The organism is Streptomyces sp. NBC_00091, assembly GCF_026343185.1.
GTDB lineage: Bacteria > Actinomycetota > Actinomycetes > Streptomycetales > Streptomycetaceae > Streptomyces.
Genome location: NZ_JAPEMA010000001.1, coordinates 5,207,790 through 5,228,372, shown reverse-complemented (window position 1 = coordinate 5,228,372; position 20,583 = coordinate 5,207,790). Strand labels below are relative to the sequence as shown.

The window sequence follows — 20,583 nt, the reverse complement described above, 5'->3', positions numbered from 1 at the left end:
CTCGTCTCTGCGGTTATGCCTCGTCGGGTGGCGCTACGGGGTCAGCGGGGGCCGGTGGCCGCCGTCCGGGCCCGGGCCCGGCTGCCGGGCCGGGCCGTCCTCCCGGATGACCTCGCCCTGGACGACCTTGCCGTCGGGGTGGTGGATACGCGCCTGCGTGAAGGCGTCACCGAAGCCGCCCGGGGCGCCCGCGGCCATCTTCCGCTCCAGCGTGCGCTCGGCCCGGCGGCCCACGAAGGCCCGCACGGGCGGCAGCAGCAGGAGCAGGCCGGCCAGGTCGGAGAGCAGCCCGGGCATGATCAGCAGCAGCCCGGCCAGCATGGTCATGGCATTGCCGGAGCCCTTCGGGGGCTGCGGGGCGGCCGGTATCCCGCCCGCCATCGCCTGCTCCTGGGCCTGCTGGAAGCTGCGCGTGAGGTTCTTGAAGGCACGCCGCCCGGCACGCTTGATGACCACCACGCCGAGTACCAGCCCGCCCGCGAGCAGCGCCGCGACGGTGAACCCGCCGGCCGCTCCGGCGACCAGGCTGAGCAGCCAGATCTCCAGGATCAGCCAGGCGGCGACCGCCAGGGGGAGGAAGGTACGGGCGGGCGAGCGCCGCCGGGGGGCCGTCGAAGTGCCCTTCCCTGGTGATCCAGTGCCGGTCGTCATACCCCCCAGTGTGCCTGGGCCCGCCCGAAAGCGGGCTCGGCCGGAGGTACCGGACATCCCCTAGGGGATGTCAGGCGGGGCGCTTCCCGGCCAGCTTGGCGGCGCGCTCCTTCAGACCCCACTGGGTGACCCGCCACAGGGCCTCGACGACGATGTCCTTGCTCATCTTGCTGTCGCCGAGTTCGCGCTCGACGAAGGTGATGGGCACCTCCACCACCCGGAAGCCCTTGCGGACGGCGCGGCGGGCCAGGTCCACCTGGAAGCAGTAGCCCGCCGAGGCGACCTCGTCCAGGCCGAGCCCCTCCAGGGTCTCCCGCCGGAAGGCGCGGTAGCCGCCGGTGACGTCGCGGATCGGGACGTCCAGCATCAGCCGGGAGTAGGTTGATCCGCCGCGGGAGAGGAACTCGCGGCTCTTGGGCCAGTTGACGACCCGGCCGCCCGGCACCCAGCGGGAGCCGAGCACGAGGTCGGCGCCGCCCAGCGCGGTCAGCAGCCGGGGCAGCTCCTCCGGCTGGTGGGAGCCGTCGGCGTCCATCTCGACGATGACCCCGTAGCCGTGTTCCAGACCCCAGGCGAAGCCCGCCAGGTAGGCGGCGCCGAGGCCTTCCTTGCCCTTGCGGTGCATCACGTGGATGTGGTCGTCGGCGGCCGCCAGCTCGTCGGCGAGCTTGCCGGTGCCGTCGGGGCTGTTGTCGTCCGCCACCAGGATGTGCGCCTCGGGGACCGCTGCGCGCACCCGGCCGGTGATCAGCCCGATGTTCTCGGCTTCGTTGTACGTCGGAATGATCACCAGGGTGGTGCCGAGCGGCCCGTAGGTCCGCTGTCCGCCGTCGCTCACTGGGTCCCCTTGTGTGTTCTTCGTACATCCCGTCACAACAGGACGATTTTAGAACAGCGACCGGGACCGGCGGTCCTTCGGGCCGGACCGGCTCCCGCTGGCTGCGGGCCGCCGTGACCGTTGTCTACTGGGCCGCCGGGCCCGATCCGGGGCCACCCTCCCCCGGCCGCGGCCGGGAGTGCCCCCACCGGCGAAACCTTCCCTCGCCCCCGAGGCGCGGGCGCGCGGAGCGGACGGATCCGTCCGGTAAGGACGTCCTGTGGTGGACCCGGCCGAACCTATCCGGGTCGGACCGCCCGTACCGCACCGAGGCCCGGTGGATCACCCCTGTGGGCGTACGAATACCTCCCGGCCGCCGACCACCGTCGCCAGGCACACCGGCAGGGCCCCGCCGGGGCTCAGATCGGGCAGTCCCGGAGTGCCGGAGCGGGGGTCGGTGGACCAGCGGGCGACCCGGTCGTCGGGGGCCTGGACCACCAGTTCGCCGGTCTGCCAGACCGCGTAGTCGGCCGGGGCGCCGGGCACCAGGACGCCCGCGTCGTCGCGGCCCAGGGCCCGCCAGCCGCCCCGGGTGTGGGCGGCGAAGGCGGCCCGTACGGAGATCCGGTGCTCGGCGGTCCGGTGGAAGGCGGCGGCGCGCACGGTGCCCCACGGGTCGAGCGGGGTGACGGGCGCGTCCGAGCCGAAGGCCAGCGGGACCCCGGCCTTGAGCATGGCCGCGTACGGGTTCAGGGTCCGGGCCCGGTCGACGCCGAGGCGGTCCGCGTACATCCCCTCGTCCCCGCCCCAGGCGGCGTCGAAGGCGGGCTGCACGGAGGCGGTGAGGCCGAGTTCCGCGAAGGCGGCGATGGTGGCCGGGGTCATCATCTCGGCGTGCTCGACCCGGTGCCGGGCGGCCCGGATCCGGGCCGTGCCGACCTTCTCTGCGGCCGCGCGGACGCCCTCCACGACGGCGGTGACCGCGGCGTCCCCGATGGCGTGGAATCCGGCCTGGAGGCCCGCCTCGGTGCAGGCGGCGACGTGCTCGGCGACCGCGCCGGCGTCCAGGTAGCCGGTCCCGGTGTGCGGGGCGTCGGCGTACGGGGCGTGCAGGCAGGCGGTGTGCGAGCCGAGCGCCCCGTCCACGAAGAGGTCGCCCGCGGCGCCGACCGCGCCGAGTTCCTGCGCCAGGGCGAGGTCCCGGTCGGCCCAGTACCCGAAGACGCGCGGCCCCGGCCGCTCCCCGGCCAGGCCCAGCAGGCCGGCGAAGTCCTCGGCGGAGGAGATGTCGGGCCCGCCGCACTCGTGCACGGAGCCGATGCCGAGGGAGGCCGCCCGGTCCAGGGCGGCCCGCTGCGCCTCGGCGCGCTGGGCGGGGGTGACGGCGGCCAGCGCGGCGCGCCGTACGGCGTGGTGGTCGTCGCGGGTCAGCGGCTCGTCGCCGTGCGGGTGCACGCCGGGGACGAGGTCGAGCAGGGCGGTGGTGACCACGGCCGAGTGCACGTCGATCCGGCTCAGGTACAGCGGGCGGCCCCCGGCGGCCTCGTCGAGCTCGGCCCGGCGCGGGGCGCGGCGCTCGGGCCACCGGGCGGCGTCCCAGCCGTGGCCGAGGAGCACCCGGTCGGCGGGCCGCCGGGCGGCGTACGCCCGTACGAGGTCCAGCGCCTGCGCCAGCGAGCGGGCGCCCGTCAGGTCGAGGCCGGTGAGGGCGAGGCCGGCGGAGGTGGCGTGCACGTGGGCGTCGGTGAAGGCGGGCGTGACGAGCGCCCCGCCGAGGTCGACGACCTCGTCCACGCCCTGCGCGAAGGCGTCGGCGGCGCCCTCGGAGCCGACCCAGGCGACACGGCCGCGCTCGACGACCATCGCGGTGGCGAAGGGGTCGGCGGGGCTGTGTACCTCGCCTCCGCGGAGGAGGACGGTGCGGGTGGGGGCGGTGGCGGCGGCTCCGGCGGCGTCGGCGGAGGGGGTGCGGTCGGTCATGGGGACCAGTCTCGCCCCTCCGCCGGCCGCGGTTTTCCCCGGGTGGGCGGGTGTGCCCTGCGGAGCTGTCCCCTGCCCGCCCTTCCACCGTTCCCCGGGCTCTGCCCGGACCCGCGCCTCAAACGCCGGCGGGGCTCGAAGGATCGAGGCTCCGCCCCGGCCCGACGGCCGGAGGACGGCGCAGCGGCGCGAAGCCGGGGAGGCCGCCTGCGGCCGAGCCGCGCGAGCGGCGCGTGAAGAAGGCGTGGCCCGCCAGGGCCGAGCCGCGCGAGCGGCGCCGAAAAGATCAGACTCGGGGTGGGCGGGCTTCGTAGGGGGTGGAGAGGACCACTGTGGTGCGGGTGGAGACGTGGGCCAGGGCGCGGAGGCGGCCGAGGAGGTCCTCGAGTTCCAGGGGGGTGGCCACGCGGACCTTGAGGATGTAGTTCTCGTCGCCCGCGACGCTGTGGCAGGCCTCGATCTCGGGTACGCCCGCCAGCCGGTCGGCGATGTCGTCGGGCGCGCTCGGGTCGAACGGCTTGACCGAGATGAAGGCGGTCAGCGGCAGGCCCACCGCCTCCGGGTCGACCACGGCCGCGTAGCCGCGGATCACTCCGCGCTGCTCCAGCCGGCGTACTCGCTGGTGGACCGCCGACGTGGACAGTCCGGTGGCCTTGCCCAGGTCCGTGTAGCTCATCCGCCCGTCCCGCACGAGCAGATCCACGATCTGGCGGTCCAGCTCCTCCATTGCGCTCATAGCCGCTCAACCTATTGCCCAGAGCGGCTCCAGGCACAGCGGTGTCCACGCAGAAGTGGCACCTGCGCCGGGCATGTGACCAAGGCCACAGGCGTGTACGGGCGTACATCCCGCTCTGGTGGTTACTCGTGCCGCGCGGCGGGAAGTGCTTGGTGTGGCCGTGGCCGAAGAACCTGCCCGCCCGGCCCACCCAAGGGGGAGTACATCCATGCTGAACACCAAGCGCGCCGGTCGCACCGAACCGGAGCCCCTGGAATCCGTCGAGACCGAGTACGCGGACGACGGGGACTACCTCGAACCCGGCGACGCCGAGGACTTCGAGATCCGCCACGCCGTCTGCCCCGACTGCGGGCAGTCCGTCGCCCTCGTCGCGGAGGAGGAGCACCTCCCGCAGCACGCGCTGTGCCTGACCCCGTGGAACCCCTTCGGGCTCACGGTGTGCGCGGGCACCGGCCGGCCGGTCTCGGACGCGCTGCCGACGGTGGGCCTGCTCCTGCCGGAGCAGCAGGAGCTCGAGGCCGTCGTGCACCTCGACCTGCCGCAGGGGCTGGACTGGCGGACGCAGCCCTTCTCGCACGTGGGCGGTCCGGGGTCGCGTCCCGTGCGTCCCGCCGAGGTCCCGCTGCCGCGGATGAGCCAGCACGCACAGGCCGCCTGATCCGCGGGCGTCGCCCGGTCTACCAGTACGTGCCCTGCACCATGCCGGCCAGGCTGGCGTGGTGCAGGATCAGGCCGTCCGGATCGGCGGGGATCTCCACCTCGCCGAAGTACGCCTGCCGGTAGGCGATGCGCAGCATCACGATCCCGTGCCGCAGGGCTGCGTACAGGGTGTGGAACTCCATGTCCCGCGGGGCGTGCCCGGTGAGCTCGGCGTACCGGCGCTCGAGGTCCTCGCGGCGCAGGAAGTCCGGCAGGCCGGGCTGGCCGAAGCCCACGGTCAGGTCCTGGAAGAAGCGGTGCAGGTAGACCGTCCAGCCGAGGTCGACCTCGCGCGGGGCGTAGGCCGCCATCTCCCAGTCGAGGACCGCCGCCGGCTGGAAGCCGTCGTAGATGACGTTGCCGATGCGGGCGTCCCCCCAGTTGAGGACCGGATCGCCCTCGTCGGCCGGCCAGAGTTCCTCCAGCCGGTCGAAGGCCCGCTCCAGGAGCGGTGAGCGAGCCAGGCCCGAGACCACCCACTCGTAGTAGGCGCGCTGCGCGTCGACGTGGCGGCGCAGCGGGCTGCCCTCGCCCGCCGCCAGCAGGAACTCGGCCTCCTTCGCGGGGAACCGGTCGTGCAGCCGGGCCAGCAGGGAGATGCTCGCCTCCTGGAGTTCGGCGCGCTCGGCGTCGCTGGCGGAGTGCAGCCAGTTCCCCTCGTAGGTGTAGGGCATGACGTCGGGCGGTACGCGGCCCTCGGCGCGGGCCATCACGAAGAAGGGCGCCCCGAGCGGGGCCTGGTCCTCCTCCAGCCACAGCACGCGCGGGACGGGGAGGTCGGTGTGCTCGGCCACCAGGCTCATCACGCGGTGCTGGCGCGGCATGTCGTAGGTGGGGAAGACGGTGTAGGCGGCCGGGTCGGCGGCCAGCCGCAGGGCGCAGGCGCGGACGGGGGCGTCGGGGTGCTCGATGTCGAAGAGCAGGGTCTCGCTGGACATGCCGTTGGAGCCGGGGACGGAGGTGTTGGTGACCTTCGCGCCGGGGAGCCGGCCGTCGAGCCAGGCCGCGAGGCGGCGGCCGAGTTCCTCGGGCTCGCGGGTGGAGGTGCGGGGACGTGGAGCCGTGGCCATGGATGAGCCCCTTTCCTACTGTGCGAATTTCCTACTGCGCGACGGAGGAGTAGTCGGTGAAGCCGCTCGGGTCGTGCCGGCCGAAGCTGCCGTGCTCGAAGATCCCGAAGCCGGTCCGGCCGTCGAGGGTGAAGCGGGCCGAGTGGTCGGTGACCCCGAAGGCGGCCATGGGGTGGGCGGCCGGGTCGGAGAGGTCGTAGGTGCGGCGGTCGGTCCAGCCCCGGCCCTGCCAGGTGCCGTGCTGCCAGTCGGTGGCGGGCGGGTAGCCGGCGCCGACGGCGAGCGGGGAGGAGTTCAGGATCCGCACGCCGAGTTCGAGGGGTTTGCGGGAGGGGTCGGCGAGGTGGACGACGGCGCTTTCGGGGTGGCGGGTGCCGGGCCGGTAGCGGATCTCGGTCTGCGGCCAGCCGAGCTGGACGTCGTGGCGGCCGCTGTCCTCGGGGAAGACCTGGACCGCCTCGTTCAGGGTGCGGTGGCCGTCGGCGTCCTCCTGGGCGATGACCATCAGGAAGCGGTCCTCGAAGCGGACGGGGATCCAGAGCCAGTGGAACCCTTCGGGGCGGTGCTCCTCGGCGGCCCGGCCGCCGTCCTCGCCGGGTATCGGGCGCACGCCCCAGCTGCGGTCGCGGGTGCCGGTCCACTCCCCCGGGGTGAGGGTGTGCTCCTCGCCCCGGGCGCGGATGGTGCCGGTGACGTTGCCCGCCTGGACGAAGCGGCGGCCTTCGAGCATGAGGCGGTCGCCGCGGCGCTGGACGTGGTGGGGCTCCCAGACGGCGGGGAACTCGGCGGTCCAGGTGATGTCGTACGAGAGCCCGTGCGGGTCCGCCGGGTCCGGGTCGCAGCGCAGGGTGAGCCGCTTGAGCGGTACGTCGACGGTGATCGACAGGGGGCCGACCGAGAGGTTCATCCGGTCGTCGGTGAGGGCGTCGGAGGCGCGGACGGCGAGGAGCTCGTCGCCCAGGCGCAGGGTCGCGTAGGCGTCGATGACCCCGGCGTTGGGGTAGACGCCGAGGCCGAGGATGAGGACGGCGCGGCCGGCGTGGTCGAAGACGTGGAAGATGCAGCGGTCGTAGGCGTTGCGGTCGCCGCTGACGAGGTGCTTCATCGACAGCGGGGCCTGGTGGACGGGGTATTCGTCGAGGGGGACGGGGCGGTCCGCGGGCATGGCAAACCTCCTGGGCACGGGGGTGGGCTGCGGCTCGGCGGATATGACGGTACGTCAGACACCGTGCCCGGGGCCAGAGTTCCGGCACACCCTGACAGCGCGGCACGGCGGGCCACCGCACAGGGCCCCGACATGCCTTCGCCCCCACCCCCGCACCGGGGGGTCAGGGGCAGGTCTCGCCGAACCTGACGACGTTCAGCTCCACCGGCTGGCCGTTGAACGGATTGCCGGACTTCGGGAGCTGGGCGCACACCTGCCAGTTCGTCTCCTGGAGCACCACCCGGTCCAGCCGCGCGTCCTTGATGGTGAAGCTCGTGCTGGACGGCAGGGACTCGCGGGCGGCCCGCACGGACTTGGCGAAGAAGTCCGGCATCGTGCCGGGCGCCGCCGACGGCAGGGCGGGGTCCGAGGCGGGGCAGGTCTCTTCGAGCCGCACCGCGCCGAGGTCGATCCTGGCATTGGTGGCCGCGGCGCCCGGGCCGGGGCTCTGGAAGCAGACCTTCCAGTTCCGGTCGAGGGCCTGGGCCCGGCCACGGCCCAGGCCGTCGTGCGAGGTCAGGTCGTAGAAGCCGGCCGCCTGCGCCTGGTCCTGCGCGGCCTGGAGGCCCTTGCCGACGAGGTCGGGGAGGTTGCCCTGCTTCGCGGGGTCGGGCGCCTTGGCCGTCGCCGGGGCCGAGGCGGCGGCGGAGGCCGCCGGTCTAGCGGGGGCGGAGCCGGCGGAATCGGCCGCGCCCTCGCCGGAGGGCTCCGCGTCCTGGCAGCCGGTGAGGGCGAGGAGCGCGGTGACGGCCAGGGCGGCCGGTACGACGTGGTGTGTACGCATCGGGCCATGATCTCCGACCCGGGATCCACGGGGGGTGGGAAGCGTCGAACGGATGGGCGCGAGCGACGAGGGGTTACCCGTGCGTCCGGTCCCGCGTTGGCCGTGCATGACCACACTCGAATCGGCCACGCCGAGAGCGGGGCGTCGACGCCGCCCCACCCCGCCCGGTTACGAAGAATCGGTTCAGCAACCGGCTCAGCAGCCGGTGCAGCCGTCGACGCAGCAGGCGGTGCGGCATCGGCATCCCGATCCGCCCATCTACGGCGCCCTGCTCGCCCGCTGGGCCGCCGACGGCCGGACGCTGCCGGGACGGCGCGACCCGGAGTGGTCCCGGATCGCGTCGTCCCCGATCTGGCCGAGCGGGCCCCTCTTCGGCGGACCCGACGGACCGTGACGCCGCGCCCGGGGCCTCAGGGCCCGGTCAGCGGGTCTCGGGACCGGCCAGGTGGCGGGCGATGACCATGCGCTGGATCTGGTTGGTGCCCTCCACGATCTGGAGCACCTTCGCCTCGCGCATCAGCCGCTCCACGGGGAAGTCCGCGGTGTAGCCGTAGCCGCCGAGGATCTGCACCGCGTCGGTGGTGACGGCCATGGCCGCGTCCGTGCAGAACAGCTTGGCCATCGCCGCCTGCCGGGAGAAGGGCTTGCCCGCGTCGCGCAGCCGCGCGGCCGCGAGGTAGAGCGCCCGGCCCGCCTCGATCTTGGTGGCCATGTCGGCGAGCATGAAGCGCAGCCCCTGGAAGTCCGCGATCGGGTGCCCGAACTGCTTGCGGCCGAGCGCGTAAGCCAGGGCCTCGTCCAGGGCGGCCTGGGCGACGCCGATGGCGCAGGCGGCGATCCCGAGCCGGCCCGCGTCGAGGGCGGCCAGGGCGATGGTGAAGCCCTGCCCCTCCTCGCCGAGCCGCCGGGCGTCGGACACGCGGACGCCGTCGAAGTGCAGCTGGGCGGTGGGCGAGCCCTTCATGCCCATCTTCTTCTCCGGGACAGCCGCCGTCAGGCCGGGGGCGTCGCCGGGCACGAGGAAGGCCGTGATGCCCTTGGCTCCCGGGGCTCCGGTGCGCGCGAGGACGGTGTAGAAGTCGGCGACCCCGCCGTGCGTGATCCAGGCCTTGGTGCCGGTGATCACCCAGTCGTCGCCGTCGCGCACCGCCTTGGTGGTGAGCGAGGCGGCGTCCGAGCCGGCGGCCGGCTCGGAGAGGCAGTACGCGCCGAGCAGCCCGCCGCCGAGCATGTCGGGCAGGTGCGCGGCCCGCTGCTCCTTGGTGCCGTATCCGGCGAGGCCGTGGCAGGCCAGGGAGTGCACGCTGACGCCGAGGCCGACGGTCAGGCGGGCGGCCGCGAGCTCCTCCAGCACCTGGAGGTAGACCTCGTACGGCTGCTCCCCGCCGCCGAACTCGCCGGCGTACGGAAGTCCGAGCAGCCCGGCCTCGGAGAGCAGGGTGAAGACCTCCCGGGGGAACCGGCCGGTCTCCTCCTCCTCGGCGGCCTGCGGGCGGATCTCCCGCTGGGCGATCTCGCGTACGAGCGCGAGGAGGTCCCGGGACTCCTCGGTGGGCAGCTGACGGTCCACCGGCTGCGGGGCGCGGTCTGTCATGGCGGCGCTCTCCTCCCTCGTCGGGCACGGCGGCGACGCGTGAGGTGTGGGACGCGCCGCCGGGTCTCGGTACTCACAGCCGATGCTGCCCTTCCGGGTTACGAAAGGGTTCGAACAGTGGCTGCGGCGGGTTGAGTATGCCCGATCAGGCGCTTTACGTCACCGGTACATGGTTGTCATGATCATCCGGGCTGCTCGGGATCTTCTCGAGAGCCGCTGGAGGACCCGGACACTCGGGGACGAACCCCTCGATCACGGCGAGCGTCGCGCGCAGCCGTCGTACCGGCAGGGCGACCCCGGACCGGCAAGGGTCCGGGGCGGGGGTCACAGCCAGCCGAGCTGGGTGACGAACATGGCCACGACGACGACCAGGGTCCAGCCGAGCACGTGCTCCAGCCAGGCGGAGTCTTCCTTGGGGCCCCCGGTGCCGACGAGGCGGCGGGCGCGGGCGGTGAGGGCGGCGGTGTGTGCGGTCATGCCGTCCAATGTGCCAGCGTTCGCGGCTTTCGCGGTAGAGACGAGGCTCACGGGTGGCACGCGTCACGCCGCCGGGCCCCGGCCGCCTCCGGATCGGAGGCACCGCCGGGGCCCGGCGCCGGGATGCGGCTCCCGGTCAGGTCGTCGTCGCGCTCTGACGCCCGCCCATGGCCACCATGGCCAGGCCGAGGCACAGGGCGATCGCGCCGGTGATGACGTTGCTGACGACACTGCGGGTCGTGTCCATCTCACCGGCCATGACCCAGGGGGCCACGATCGTCCAGGCGCCGATCGCGACCGCCGTCCAGGCCATCGCGTGCGTGCGCTCGTACGCCGACCCCAGCCCGCCCATGCACAGGCAGAAGGCCAGACCGGCGATGAGGTTGTTGATGGCCAGCGGGCTCAGCGCGCTGAACCCGGCGATCCACGGCGAAGCCGCCAGGTACAGGCCCGTGATCAGAGCCAGTGCCTCCACGGCCTGCGCGGCGGGGGTGCTCGTCACCCGCTCGAACCGAGTCCGCATCTCGGCAAGGTCCGGGTGATGTTCGATGCTCGAATGGGTGGTCATGGTGGGCTGCCTCCTATGAGAAGCCTTACACGCCCTTTATGCCCGAATTTTGCCCGTTAAGCCATTCGAGCCGGTGGACCTTTCCCGGAATGCCGCCGCGCCGGCTCCTGACCTGCGCACTCACAGCACCCCGACCTCCCGCAGGGCCCTGATCTGGTCCGCGTTCGGCCGGCACGGGGCGTAGAGGTAGCAGACGCCGCCGCTGCCGGAGACGGTCTTCCCGGCCGCGTTCCGGCGCTTCGTGCGCAGCCAGACGTTCTCCCACTCCCGGCGCCGGTAGACGCGGCGGACGGCGGCGTTGTCCGCCGAGTTGGGGTCGTTGGCGATCACGTCCCCGGCGGCGGTGAAGCCGATCACGGTCATGAGGTGGCCCGCGGTGCCGTAGCCGGCCCCGGTGAGCTCCCCCGCCAGGAAGGACTGGGAGGTGATGGCCGGGATGCCGGCCCGGACCAGGGTCTCCAGGTCGGTGAGGGAGGTCAGCCGGGTGACGACCCCGGCCAGGCCGGGGTAGGTGGCGGCGTAGGCGGCGTTGAAGGGCCAGTTCCCGCAGCCCTTGTAGGCGGCGTCGTAGGTGGAGCGGGCCGCGTGGCAGACCTGGGGGTCGGCGTAGCCCGGATGCACCCAGGCCAGGGAGGAGGCGCTGGGTTTGCGGCCCCAGTATTCGATGATCATCTGGGAGGAGGTGGGGCTGCACCAGGCCTCGCCGCCGTTGTCGTACTCGGGGTACTGGCCGGCGTGGACCTCCTGCGAGTAGCGCGGGACCTTCAGCTCGTGGGCCGCGCCGGAGGGGGCGGCTGCCGGGACGGTGAACCGGTCCGGGACGCCGGAGACCATCGCCCCGGCCAGCCAGACCGTGGGGCCCCGGCCGGCGCCGGGCTTGCGGTGGAGGGTGAGGCGCAGCTGCCAGCCGGTGATGCGCAGCCCGGCGGCCGCGACCGGGGCGTCCACGGCCAGGGTGTCGGTCCAGACGGTGGTCCTGCCGTCGGTCTGGCCGTCGACGGATGTGCGGCGGATGTCCCCGTCCCCGGCGGCCCAGCGGCCCATCACGTACCAGGGGCCGAGGGCGCCGTCGGAGTAGGCGGGGCGCAGCTCGGTCTGGATCCAGGTGCCGGCCGGGGTGCCGGCGTTCCAGGAGGCGATGGCCTCGGTGGCGGGGACGGTGGAGCGGTGCACCGGGGAGGTCCAGGTGGCGTACTCCCAGGTGGTCTTCCTGGCCGTGTGGGGGTCGGTGTACTCGGTGCGGCCCGCCGGGGTCGCGATCTCCAGGCCGGGGCGGGCGCCGGCTACGGCGGCGGTGCCGCGGTGGGTGCCGGCCTGCCAGTGGGCGTGGGCGTACCAGAACCGGTTGTCCACCGTCCGGGCCGCGGCGCCGCCGCCGTCGGGGGCGGGCCCGGGGGCGGCGTCCCGGCCGGGGGTGGCGGGCTCGGGGGCGGCCGGCTCGGCGGCGTCCTGGCCGGAGGCGGCCGAGGCCCGGCCGCCGGGGACGGTGGCCGCGGTGGCGGCGGCGAGGGCGACGGCCAGCAGGGCCCTGCGTGGCGTGGGTGCGGTCATCGGCGTGATCCCCCCAGGGGGTCGGTCTGGTGGTTCGGCTGCTCCACCCTTCCAGTTCCCGGCGGTGGGACGGCGAAGCCCGGGGCCCGTGTCGGGGGGTAGCTAGGCCGTCTCTTTCGGATCTTGCCGGTTAAGCCCGCGTCGTCCGGTGCCGTGCATCGCAAGGCGGAGAGGCTCCCGATTACTGGACGTCCTCGGGAGCCTCGACAACGCAGCGAGGTGCGGTGCCGGGCGACGCGGGTCAGGCAAGATCCGGAAGAGACGGCCTGGGGCCGTACGCTGGCCGGGTGGAGCCACAGCAGTCACTCGAGTCACTCGCGCGGGAGCTCGCCGCCCTGCCGCCCTCACTCGGTCCCGTCCGGCTGATCGGCATCGACGGGCACGCCGGTTCGGGGAAGAGCACCTTCGCCCAGCGGCTCGCCGGAGCCCTGGGGGGCGCGCCGGTGATGCACCTGGACGACGTGGCCACCCATGAGGAGCTGTTCGCCTGGTGGGGGCGGCTGCGGGCGCAGGTGCTGGAGCCGCTGGCCGCCGGACGGGCCGCGCACTGGGCCCCGTACGACTGGACGGAACGCCGCTTCGGGGCGGAGCGGGTACTGGAGCCGGCCCCGGTGCTGCTCGTCGAGGGCGTGGGGGCCGGGCGGCGGGTGCTGCGCCCCCATCTGGCGCGGCTGCTGTGGATGGAGACCCCTCGCGAGATGTCCTGGGGGCGTGGGCGAAACCGGGACGGGCACGAACTTTCCGACTTCTGGGACGGATGGGAGCGCGCGGAGCGCGCGCACTTCTCGGACGACCCTTCGCGCCCCTTCGCGGACACCTTGGTACACCAGAGTGGTACGGGATACGAGTGGACTTCCGGGGCCCCTGCGACCTCGGGAACCGCCGCTTCAGTCACCGAACGTCACGGACTCCCCCAGGCCTGAGCGGCCTCGGGCAACCGGCCGGACGGGGCTTCCCCGACCCGCTTGACCCGGGCCCGGGAAGCGCCGTACGTTCTGAATGCGCGGTCTGCGAAGGCCGCCGCGGACGCGAAGCCCCCGATTGTTCCCCCGTGATCGGGGGCTTCGTTCTGCCCCGGAGCGGCCCCGGGCGGGTGGGACGCGCGTCGAGCGGCCCACCGATCTTCACCCTGAGTTACCCTGCGCTTCCGGGGCACGCCCACGACCCGTGCCCGCCGCACCCTGGGTAAGGTGCGTCACCGCAGGTACGATGCAGCCCTGATTTCATCGGCGGGGTCGACAACTCGCGTGCGCGACGCGGAGTTTGCCGCGCACCACGGGGCATGCTTGTGGGGGATGTGATGGACTTCGGCATGCCGGGCAGCGCACAAGCCCCGGCCGAACTCGCCTGGCTGCGCGGGGTCGACGCCTGCACGATGGGCGCCTACCCGCAGGCCGAGGAGGAGTTCCGCGCGGCCGTCGGGCTGGATCCCGCCATGGCCGACGCCTGGCTGGGACTGCACGCGCTGCGGGTGGACACCACCAACGCCTTACTGCGGATGTACGCCCACCGGGACCGCTTCGGGGAGCAGCGCGCCCGGCACCGGCGGACGCTCAACTCCTGGTACTGGCTGGGCTGGTGGGTGCAGCCGGTGCTGGAGAGCCGGCGGGACCTGCTGCTGGCCCACGCCTCGCACTGGCTGGACGGCCGCCACGTGCCCGAGCTGGACCAGGCCCTCGCCGCGCTGCCGCCGGTGGACACCGATCCCCAGGTGCGGTTCCTGCACGCCTGCCGGGCCTATCTGGTCAAGGACTGGGAGCAGCTCGTACGGCACACCGAGCCGCTGGTGCTCGATCCGCTGCTGGGCATCGAGGCGGGGCTCTTCGGCGGGATGGCCCGGGTCCGCCTCGAGATGTACGGGCAGGCGGAGCCGATGCTGTCGGCGGCGCTGATGCGGTGCCGCAGCGAGCAGCCCCAGCGCAAGGAGCTGCGGTACTGGCTGGCGCGGGCGCGCGAGGGCACCGGGCGCAGTGCGGCGGCGCTGCCGCTGTACCGGGCGGTGCACCGGGTGGACCCGGCGTTCATGGACACCGCGGCGCGGCTGACGGCCATCGAGGACAGCACCGACCCCGACGACATGGCCGGCCTGGCCGACGCCTTCGGGTACGGCGGCTACGGCGGCCACCTCACGGAGGGCTTCGCCGGACACCACGCGGCGCTGGTGCTGGGCGGCGGGGGCGGGGGCGGCGGTGGTCCGGTCCAGGACATCGCGGCGGACGGGCAGGTGGACGCCGATCCGCCGACACCCGGGGAACCGCCGGGAACGGGCCGGCTGGAGGGCGTACGGCACCGGCTGCCCGTCCCCCCGCAGGGCGCCCCGACCGGGCTGCCGGCCGGGCCCGCCGATCCGGCGCTGCTCGCCGACGCGCTGGCGGAGCTGGAGCGGATGGTGGGCCTGGAGCCGGTGAAACGGCAGGTGAAGGCCCTGTCCGCGCAGCTGCACATGGCCCGCCTGCGGGCGGCCCAGGGGCTTCCCGTACAGCCGCCGAAGCGGCACTTCGTCTTCTCGGGCCCCTCGGGCACCGGCAAGACCACGGTGGCCCGGATCCTGGGGCGGGTCTTCTACGCGCTCGGGCTGCTGGGCGGGGACCACCTGGTGGAGGCGCAACGGGCCGATCTGGTCGGGGAGTTCCTCGGGCAGACCGCGGTCAAGGCGAACGAGCTGATCGACTCGGCGATCGGCGGGGTGCTGTTCGTGGACGAGGCGTACAGCCTGTCCAACTCGGGCTACAGCAAGGGCGACGCGTACGGGGACGAGGCCCTGCAGGTGCTACTGAAGCGGGCCGAGGACAACCGGGACCACCTGGTGGTGATCCTGGCCGGCTACCCGGCGGGGATGGACCGGCTGCTGGCCGCCAATCCGGGGCTGTCCTCGCGGTTCACCACCCGGGTGGACTTCCCGAGCTACCGGCCGCCGGAACTGACCTCGATCGGCGGGGTCCTGGCGGAGGCGAACGGGGACTGCTGGGACGAGGAGGCGCGGGAGGAACTGCGCAGCATCAGCGGGCACGTGGTGGAGCAGGGCTGGATCGACGAGCTGGGCAACGGCCGGTTCCTGCGGACCCTGTACGAGAAGAGCTGCGCCTACCGGGACCTGCGGCTGGCGGGCTTCGCGGGCGAGCCCTCCAGGGAGGACCTGGCCACGCTGCGCCTGCCGGACCTGATGCAGGCGTACGGCGAGGTCCTCTCGGGCCGCGGCCCCACCGATACCCCTTCTTGACGCGCCGCACCCTTTCCCGACGCGCCGCTCGCGCGGCTCGGCCGCAGGCGGCCTCCCCGGCTTCGCGCCGCTGCGCCGGACTCCGTCCGCCGGAGCCGGGGCGGGGCCCCGGGGCTGGGCTGGGGTCCGGCGGCCGCCTGCGGGTCGTGGGCCGCTGCGCGGAGCAAGTCCCCTACCCGCCCTTCCACCGTTCCCCGGGCTCTGCCCGGACCCGCGCCTCAAACGCCGGCGAGGCTCGAAGGATCGAGGCACCGCCCCCCGGCCCGCCGGACGGAGTCCGGCGCAGCGCCGCGAAGCCGGAGAGGCGCTCCGGCGCCGAGCCGTGCGAGCGGCGCGTCTAGAAGGGCTCAGGTGCGGGCGAAGGGGCGGTGGGAGGGGTCGCGGACTTCGCCGACCAGCATTTCGAGGACGTCCTCCAGGGCGACCAGGCCCAGGATGCGGCCGGAGAGGTCGGCGACCTGGGCCAGGTGGGTGGCGTCGCGGCGCATGACGCTGAGGGCGTCGTCCAGCGGGAGGGTGGCGCACAGCGTGGTCATCCGGCGCCACACCCGCTGCGGTACGGCCCGCTCGCGGTCCTCCAGGTCGAGGACGTCCTTGACGTGGAGGTACCCCATGAACGCCCCGGTGTCGGAGCGGACGGGGAAGCGGGAGTAGCCCGTGCGGACCGTCAGCTGCTCGATCTGCCGCGGGGTGACGGCGGGGCCCACCGTGACGAGGCGCTCCCGCTTGAGGAGGACGTCGGTGACCGGGCGGCTGCCCAGTTCCAGGGCGTCCTCCAGGCGTTCCTGCTCGACCGGTTCGAGGAGCCCGGCCTGCCGTGAGTCCTTGACGAGCCGGCCGAGCTGCGCGCTGGTGTAGACGGCCTCGACCTCGTCCTTGGGTTCGACCTTGAAGAGCCGCAGGACGAGGGCCGCGCAGGAGCCGAGGGCCGTGGTGACCGGACCGCAGAGGCGGGCGAAGGCGACCAGGCCGGGGCTGAACCACAGCGAGGTCTTCTCCGGGGCGGCCATGGCGAGGTTCTTCGGGACCATCTCGCCGATGACCAGGTGGAGGAAGACCACCGCGGACAGGGCGAACACGTAGCCGAGGGGGTGGATCAGGCCCTCGGGCACGTGGGCGGCGTGGAAGACGGGTTCCAGCAGCCGGGCCACGGTGGGCTCGGCGACCGCGCCGAGGGTGAGCGAGCACATGGTGATGCCGAACTGGGCGGCGGCCATCATGCGCGGCAGGTTCTCCAGTCCGTACAGGACCTGGCGGGCCCGCTTGGAGCCGGCGGCCAGGGGCTCGATCTGGCTGCGCCGTACGGAGACGAGCGCGAACTCGGCGCCGACGAAGAAACCGTTGGCCAGGACCAGGAGCAGGGCGAAGAGCAGCTGGAGCGCGTTCACCGGGCGGCGCCTTCCAGCTGGGGCGAGTGCGCGGCCGCGGGGGCGGGCACCGCCGTCAGCCGGACCAGCCGCACCCGCTCCGCGCGGTTGCGGCGGACCTGGCGGACGGACAGCTTCCAGCCGGGCAGCTCGGCGCGGTCCCCGGGGGCGGGGATCCGGCCGAGGAGGTCGGCGACGAGCCCGGCGACGGTCTCGTAGGGCCCCTCGGGGACTTCGAGGCCTATGCGGCGCAGGGTGTGCACGCGGCAGCTGCCGTCGGCCTCCCAGGAGGGGCGGCCGTCCTCGCCGGGTACGGCGGCCAGCTCGGGGGTGTCGTCCTGTGCGGGGTCGTGCTCGTCGCGGACCTCGCCGACGAGTTCCTCCACGATGTCCTCCAGGGTGACCACGCCGGCGGTGCCGCCGTATTCGTCGACGACGACGGCCATCGGCTGTTCGCTGCGCAGCCGCTCCAGCAGCGGCTGTACGGGCAGGGAGCCGGGCACCAGCAGCGGGGCGAGGCAGATCCGGCCGACGGTGGTGCGGGCGCGCTCGGACTCGGGCACGGCGAGGGCGTCCTTGAGGTGGACGACGCCGGTGATCTCGTCGATGCGCTCGCGGTAGACCGGGAAGCGGGACAGGCCGGTGGCGCGGGTCAGGTTCAGTACGTCGGCCGCGGTGGCCGTGTGCTGGAGGGCGCTGACCTTCACGCGGGGGGTCATGACGTGCTGGGCGGTGAGCTCGCCGAGCGAGAGGGTCCGTACGAAGAGGTCGGCGGTGTCCTGTTCGAGGGCGCCGGCCTGGGCCGAATGGCGGACCAGGGAGACCAGTTCGCCGGGGGTGCGGGCGGAGGCCATCTCCTCGGCGGGTTCGACGCCGAGGGCGCGCACGAGGCGGTTGGCGACGGAGTTGAGGCCCGCGATGACGGGCCGGAAGGCCCGGGAGAAGGCCTGCTGCGGGCCGGCCACGAACCTGGCCACCTGGAGCGGCCGGGAGATCGCCCAGTTCTTCGGGACGAGCTCGCCGACGACCATCTGGACGGCGGAGGCGAGCAGCATGCCTATGAAGACGGCGACGCCGGAGACGGCGCCCGCGGGCAGACCGGTGGCGGCGATCGGACCCGAGAGCAGGGCCGCGAGGGCCGGTTCGGCGAGCATGCCGACCACGAGGGAGGTGATGGTGATGCCGAGCTGGGTGCCGGAGAGCTGGAAGGACAGCTCCCGCAGGGCCTCGACCACGGTGCGGGCACGGCGGTCGCCGTCGGCGGCGGCGCGTTCGGCCTCGGGCTTCTCGACGGTGACGAGGCCGAATTCGGCCGCCACGAAGAAACCGTTGGCGAGGATCAGTGCGAATGCCGCCAGGAGCAGCAGTAGCGGGATGGTCATGCCGCCGGCTCCGGGGGGAGGGCGGCGCGGGTACTACCGGACGATCCGTCCATTGCTGGAGGGAGTCACTCCTCTGGTCGCAGGTGCCCACGGGCCACGGGGTCCCGGGGCGGATGGGAGGGCGCGCTGTTGCGCCCCGCCACCAGGGTAGTCATTGAGGTCGCCGCCGCAATGGGACGCAGCGACGAGGCTCGGCGGGGTCAGTGGTCGTTTGTGCCGGTTCCACGGGATTCGGCGAGGGCGCGCAGGGCGCGGGCGTCGCCGATGGCGCGGGCCTTGGCGACGCCGGGCTGGATGCCGAGGACGGGCAGGCTGGTGCCGTCGCTGAGGTCGAGGAAGACCCACGGGTCGCCGGGGCGGAGGTTGACGCGCAGGATCTGCGCCCACTCCAGGCGGCGGGTGGTGGTGAGGTTGACCACGGTGACCCCGGCCTCGTCCGCGACCACCTTGGGGCGGCTGAGCAGGACGAGGACGGAGCTCAGCAGGACGGCGGTGAAGACGAAGCTGATCCGCTCGCCGGGGCTGAGGTTCTCCAGCAGCACCGCGATCGCCGTGATGGTGGCGAACATGGCGAGCCCGACGCTCAGCAGTACCGCCCGGGTGCGGTTCGGCCGGAAGGTGACCGGCAGGGCGGGCAGTGCGGGCTGGGCGGCGGACTCGCTCATGGTGCTGGGTGTGCCTTCTGGAGGTGGCGTACGGGTCGGGGCGGCGTACGGGTCAGAGACGGCAGGCGTGGATCGAGGTGGTGAGGATCGCGCGCGCGCCGAGCTCGTACAGGTCGTCCATGATCCGCTGGGCTTCCTTGGCGGGGACCATCGCGCGGACCGCGACCCAGCCCTCGTTGTGGAGCGGGGAGATCGTCGGCGACTCCAGGCCCGGGGTGAGGGCGACCGCGCGCTCGAGGTGCTCGGCGCGGCAGTCGTAGTCCATCATCACGTAGCTGCGGGCCACCAGGACGCCCTGGAGGCGGCGCAGGAACTGCTGGGCCTGCGCGTTCTCGGCGCCGGCGCCGTTGCCGCGGATGACCACGGCCTCGGAGGTCAGGATCGGCTCGCCGATGACCTCCAGGCCCGCGTTGCGCAGGCTGGTGCCGGTCTCGACGACGTCGGCGATGACCTGCGCGACGCCGAGCTCGATGGCGGTCTCGACGGCGCCGTCCAGGTGGACGACGGCGGCGTCGATGCCGAGGTCGGCGAGGTGCTTGCCGACGATTCCCTCGTACGAGGTCGCGATGGTCATGCCGCCGAAGTCCTCGGGGCCCTTCGCGGTGCCGGGCTTGGTGGCGTAGCGGAAGGTGGAGCGGCCGAAGTTCAGCGGCAGGATCTCCTCGGCGTTGGCGCCGGAGTCCAGCAGCAGGTCGCGGCCGGTGATGCCGATGTCCAGCTTGCCCGAGGCGACGTAGATCGCGATGTCCTTCGGGCGGAGGTAGAAGAACTCGACCTCGTTGTCGGGGTCGACCGTGACGAGTTCCTTGGACTCCTTGCGCTGGCGGTAGCCGGCCTCATGGAGCATCGCCGACGCCGGTCCGGAGAGTGAACCCTTGTTGGGGACGGCGATGCGCAGCATGGGCTTCCTTTGGTGCGTAGGTTGCGAAAGGTGGGTGCGGGGCGGGGGCCCCGGGGGCGGAGCTCCGGCCTAGAGGTGCGCGTAGACGTCCTCGAGGGAGATCCCGCGCGCCACCATCATCACCTGGACGTGGTAGAGCAGCTGGGAGATCTCCTCGGCGGCGGCTTCCTTGCCCTCGTACTCGGCGGCCATCCAGACCTCGGCGGCCTCCTCGACGACCTTCTTGCCGATGGCATGGACGCCCTTGCCCACGAGCTCGGCGGTGCGGGAGGAACTGGGGTCGCCGTTGGCGGCCTTGAGCTGGAGCTCGGTGAAGAGCTCTTCGAAACTCTTGGTGGGTTTGTTCGCCATGATGTCCCTAGAGTAAGGGCTCAGCCCCGTGACCCAGTGTCGGGGTTCACTCCTTGGACTAGCGCCAGGGTTCGCTGACGGTCCGCAGGGTCATGGCGGTGGAGACGGCGGCGGTGACCGCTTCGTGCCCCTTGTCCTCGTTCGACCCCTCGAGTCCGGCGCGGTCCAGCGCCTGCTCGTCGTTGTCGCAGGTCAGGACGCCGAAGCCGACGGGGACTCCGGTGTCGATCGACACCTGCACCAGGCCCTGGGTGACGCCCTGGCAGACGTAGTCGAAGTGCGGGGTGCCGCCGCGGATGACCACGCCGAGGGCGACGATGGCATCGTAACCGCGACCGGCCAGTACCTTCGCCACGACCGGGAGCTCGAAGCTGCCGGGGACGCGCAGCAGGGTGGGCTCGTCGATGCCCAGCTCGTGCAGGGCCCGCAGGGCGCCGTCGACCAGCCCGTCCATGACCTTCTCGTGCCACTGGGCCGCGATCACGGCCACCCGGAGGTTGCCGCAGTTCTTCACGCTCAGTTCGGGTGCGCCCTTGCCGCTCACAGCTCTGCTCCTCGGTGTGTCT

The 20,583-nt window shown here is 73.5% G+C and carries 21 protein-coding genes; 4 read left to right on the top strand and 17 right to left on the bottom strand.

Annotated features, from left to right (window positions below; all coding sequences use genetic code 11):
- Positions 1-33: 33 nt before the first annotated feature.
- The 4 genes from fxsA to OOK34_RS24140 form a co-directional block, all read right to left on the bottom strand.
- Positions 34-651: an FxsA family membrane protein gene (fxsA, locus tag OOK34_RS24155; protein ID WP_267035944.1), complete on the bottom strand. Its 618-nt coding sequence runs from the start codon at positions 649-651 to the stop codon at positions 34-36.
- Positions 652-721: 70 nt separating this feature from the next.
- Positions 722-1,489, bottom strand: coding sequence for a polyprenol monophosphomannose synthase (locus OOK34_RS24150; RefSeq protein WP_267035943.1), 768 nt, complete (start codon positions 1,487-1,489; stop codon positions 722-724).
- Between the two features lie 321 nt (positions 1,490-1,810).
- Complete coding sequence (locus tag OOK34_RS24145; protein ID WP_267035942.1) at positions 1,811-3,448, bottom strand: amidohydrolase; 1,638 nt, start codon at positions 3,446-3,448, stop codon at positions 1,811-1,813.
- A gap of 286 nt (positions 3,449-3,734) precedes the next feature.
- Positions 3,735-4,175 carry an Lrp/AsnC family transcriptional regulator gene (locus OOK34_RS24140; protein ID WP_030011705.1) on the bottom strand — a complete coding sequence of 147 codons (441 nt, stop codon included), beginning with the start codon at positions 4,173-4,175 and terminating at the stop codon, positions 3,735-3,737.
- A 217-nt stretch (positions 4,176-4,392) separates the two neighbouring features.
- Between OOK34_RS24140 and OOK34_RS24135 the strand changes: the two genes are divergently transcribed.
- On the top strand, positions 4,393-4,842 hold the full coding sequence (locus OOK34_RS24135) for a hypothetical protein (RefSeq protein ID WP_267035941.1): 450 nt from the start codon (positions 4,393-4,395) through the stop codon (positions 4,840-4,842).
- A gap of 19 nt (positions 4,843-4,861) precedes the next feature.
- On the opposite strand, the gene OOK34_RS24130 is transcribed toward OOK34_RS24135, so the two are convergent.
- The 3 genes from OOK34_RS24130 to OOK34_RS24120 form a co-directional block, all read right to left on the bottom strand.
- Positions 4,862-5,953, bottom strand: coding sequence for a phosphotransferase family protein (locus OOK34_RS24130; RefSeq protein ID WP_267035940.1), 1,092 nt, complete (start codon positions 5,951-5,953; stop codon positions 4,862-4,864).
- A gap of 31 nt (positions 5,954-5,984) precedes the next feature.
- The gene (locus tag OOK34_RS24125) at positions 5,985-7,118 is read right to left on the bottom strand and encodes a hypothetical protein (protein ID WP_267035939.1); all 1,134 of its coding nucleotides are present in this window, start codon (positions 7,116-7,118) and stop codon (positions 5,985-5,987) included.
- A 163-nt stretch (positions 7,119-7,281) separates the two neighbouring features.
- Positions 7,282-7,941, bottom strand: coding sequence for a hypothetical protein (locus OOK34_RS24120; RefSeq protein WP_267035938.1), 660 nt, complete (start codon positions 7,939-7,941; stop codon positions 7,282-7,284).
- Between the two features lie 205 nt (positions 7,942-8,146).
- On the opposite strand from OOK34_RS24120, the gene OOK34_RS24115 reads away from it, so the two are divergent.
- Positions 8,147-8,335: a hypothetical protein gene (locus OOK34_RS24115; RefSeq protein WP_267035937.1), complete on the top strand. Its 189-nt coding sequence runs from the start codon at positions 8,147-8,149 to the stop codon at positions 8,333-8,335.
- A gap of 27 nt (positions 8,336-8,362) precedes the next feature.
- Here the strand turns inward: OOK34_RS24115 and OOK34_RS24110 are convergent, their stop codons facing one another.
- The 4 genes from OOK34_RS24110 to OOK34_RS24095 form a co-directional block, all read right to left on the bottom strand.
- Positions 8,363-9,535, bottom strand: coding sequence for an acyl-CoA dehydrogenase family protein (locus tag OOK34_RS24110; protein ID WP_267035936.1), 1,173 nt, complete (start codon positions 9,533-9,535; stop codon positions 8,363-8,365).
- A 324-nt stretch (positions 9,536-9,859) separates the two neighbouring features.
- The gene (locus OOK34_RS24105; RefSeq protein ID WP_267035935.1) at positions 9,860-10,012 is read right to left on the bottom strand and encodes an SCO1431 family membrane protein; all 153 of its coding nucleotides are present in this window, start codon (positions 10,010-10,012) and stop codon (positions 9,860-9,862) included.
- Positions 10,013-10,148: 136 nt separating this feature from the next.
- A complete protein-coding gene (locus OOK34_RS24100) occupies positions 10,149-10,580 on the bottom strand; it encodes an SPW repeat protein (RefSeq protein WP_267035934.1) in 432 nt (143 codons plus the stop codon).
- A 120-nt stretch (positions 10,581-10,700) separates the two neighbouring features.
- Positions 10,701-12,131: a C39 family peptidase gene (locus OOK34_RS24095; protein WP_267035933.1), complete on the bottom strand. Its 1,431-nt coding sequence runs from the start codon at positions 12,129-12,131 to the stop codon at positions 10,701-10,703.
- A 287-nt stretch (positions 12,132-12,418) separates the two neighbouring features.
- Between OOK34_RS24095 and OOK34_RS24090 the strand changes: the two genes are divergently transcribed.
- Positions 12,419-13,054 carry a uridine kinase gene (locus OOK34_RS24090; RefSeq protein ID WP_267035932.1) on the top strand — a complete coding sequence of 212 codons (636 nt, stop codon included), beginning with the start codon at positions 12,419-12,421 and terminating at the stop codon, positions 13,052-13,054.
- A gap of 377 nt (positions 13,055-13,431) precedes the next feature.
- On the top strand, positions 13,432-15,351 hold the full coding sequence (locus OOK34_RS24085) for an AAA family ATPase (RefSeq protein WP_267035931.1): 1,920 nt from the start codon (positions 13,432-13,434) through the stop codon (positions 15,349-15,351).
- 347 nt (positions 15,352-15,698) lie between these two features.
- On the opposite strand, the gene OOK34_RS24080 is transcribed toward OOK34_RS24085, so the two are convergent.
- The 6 genes from OOK34_RS24080 to ribH form a co-directional block, all read right to left on the bottom strand.
- On the bottom strand, positions 15,699-16,739 hold the full coding sequence (locus OOK34_RS24080; RefSeq protein WP_267035930.1) for a hemolysin family protein: 1,041 nt from the start codon (positions 16,737-16,739) through the stop codon (positions 15,699-15,701).
- Entirely contained in the window at positions 16,736-18,100 is a 1,365-nt protein-coding gene (locus tag OOK34_RS24075) for a hemolysin family protein (RefSeq protein WP_267035929.1), read from the bottom strand. The genes OOK34_RS24080 and OOK34_RS24075 overlap by 4 nt, the downstream gene beginning before the upstream one ends.
- A gap of 200 nt (positions 18,101-18,300) precedes the next feature.
- On the bottom strand, positions 18,301-18,765 hold the full coding sequence (locus OOK34_RS24070; protein ID WP_267035928.1) for a PH domain-containing protein: 465 nt from the start codon (positions 18,763-18,765) through the stop codon (positions 18,301-18,303).
- 52 nt (positions 18,766-18,817) lie between these two features.
- Complete coding sequence (hisG, locus tag OOK34_RS24065; RefSeq protein WP_267035927.1) at positions 18,818-19,666, bottom strand: ATP phosphoribosyltransferase; 849 nt, start codon at positions 19,664-19,666, stop codon at positions 18,818-18,820.
- 69 nt (positions 19,667-19,735) lie between these two features.
- On the bottom strand, positions 19,736-20,017 hold the full coding sequence (locus tag OOK34_RS24060; RefSeq protein ID WP_267035926.1) for a phosphoribosyl-ATP diphosphatase: 282 nt from the start codon (positions 20,015-20,017) through the stop codon (positions 19,736-19,738).
- A 58-nt stretch (positions 20,018-20,075) separates the two neighbouring features.
- Positions 20,076-20,561, bottom strand: a complete 486-nt coding sequence (gene ribH, locus OOK34_RS24055; RefSeq protein ID WP_267035925.1) for a 6,7-dimethyl-8-ribityllumazine synthase — start codon at positions 20,559-20,561, stop codon at positions 20,076-20,078.
- Positions 20,562-20,583 lie beyond the last annotated feature (22 nt).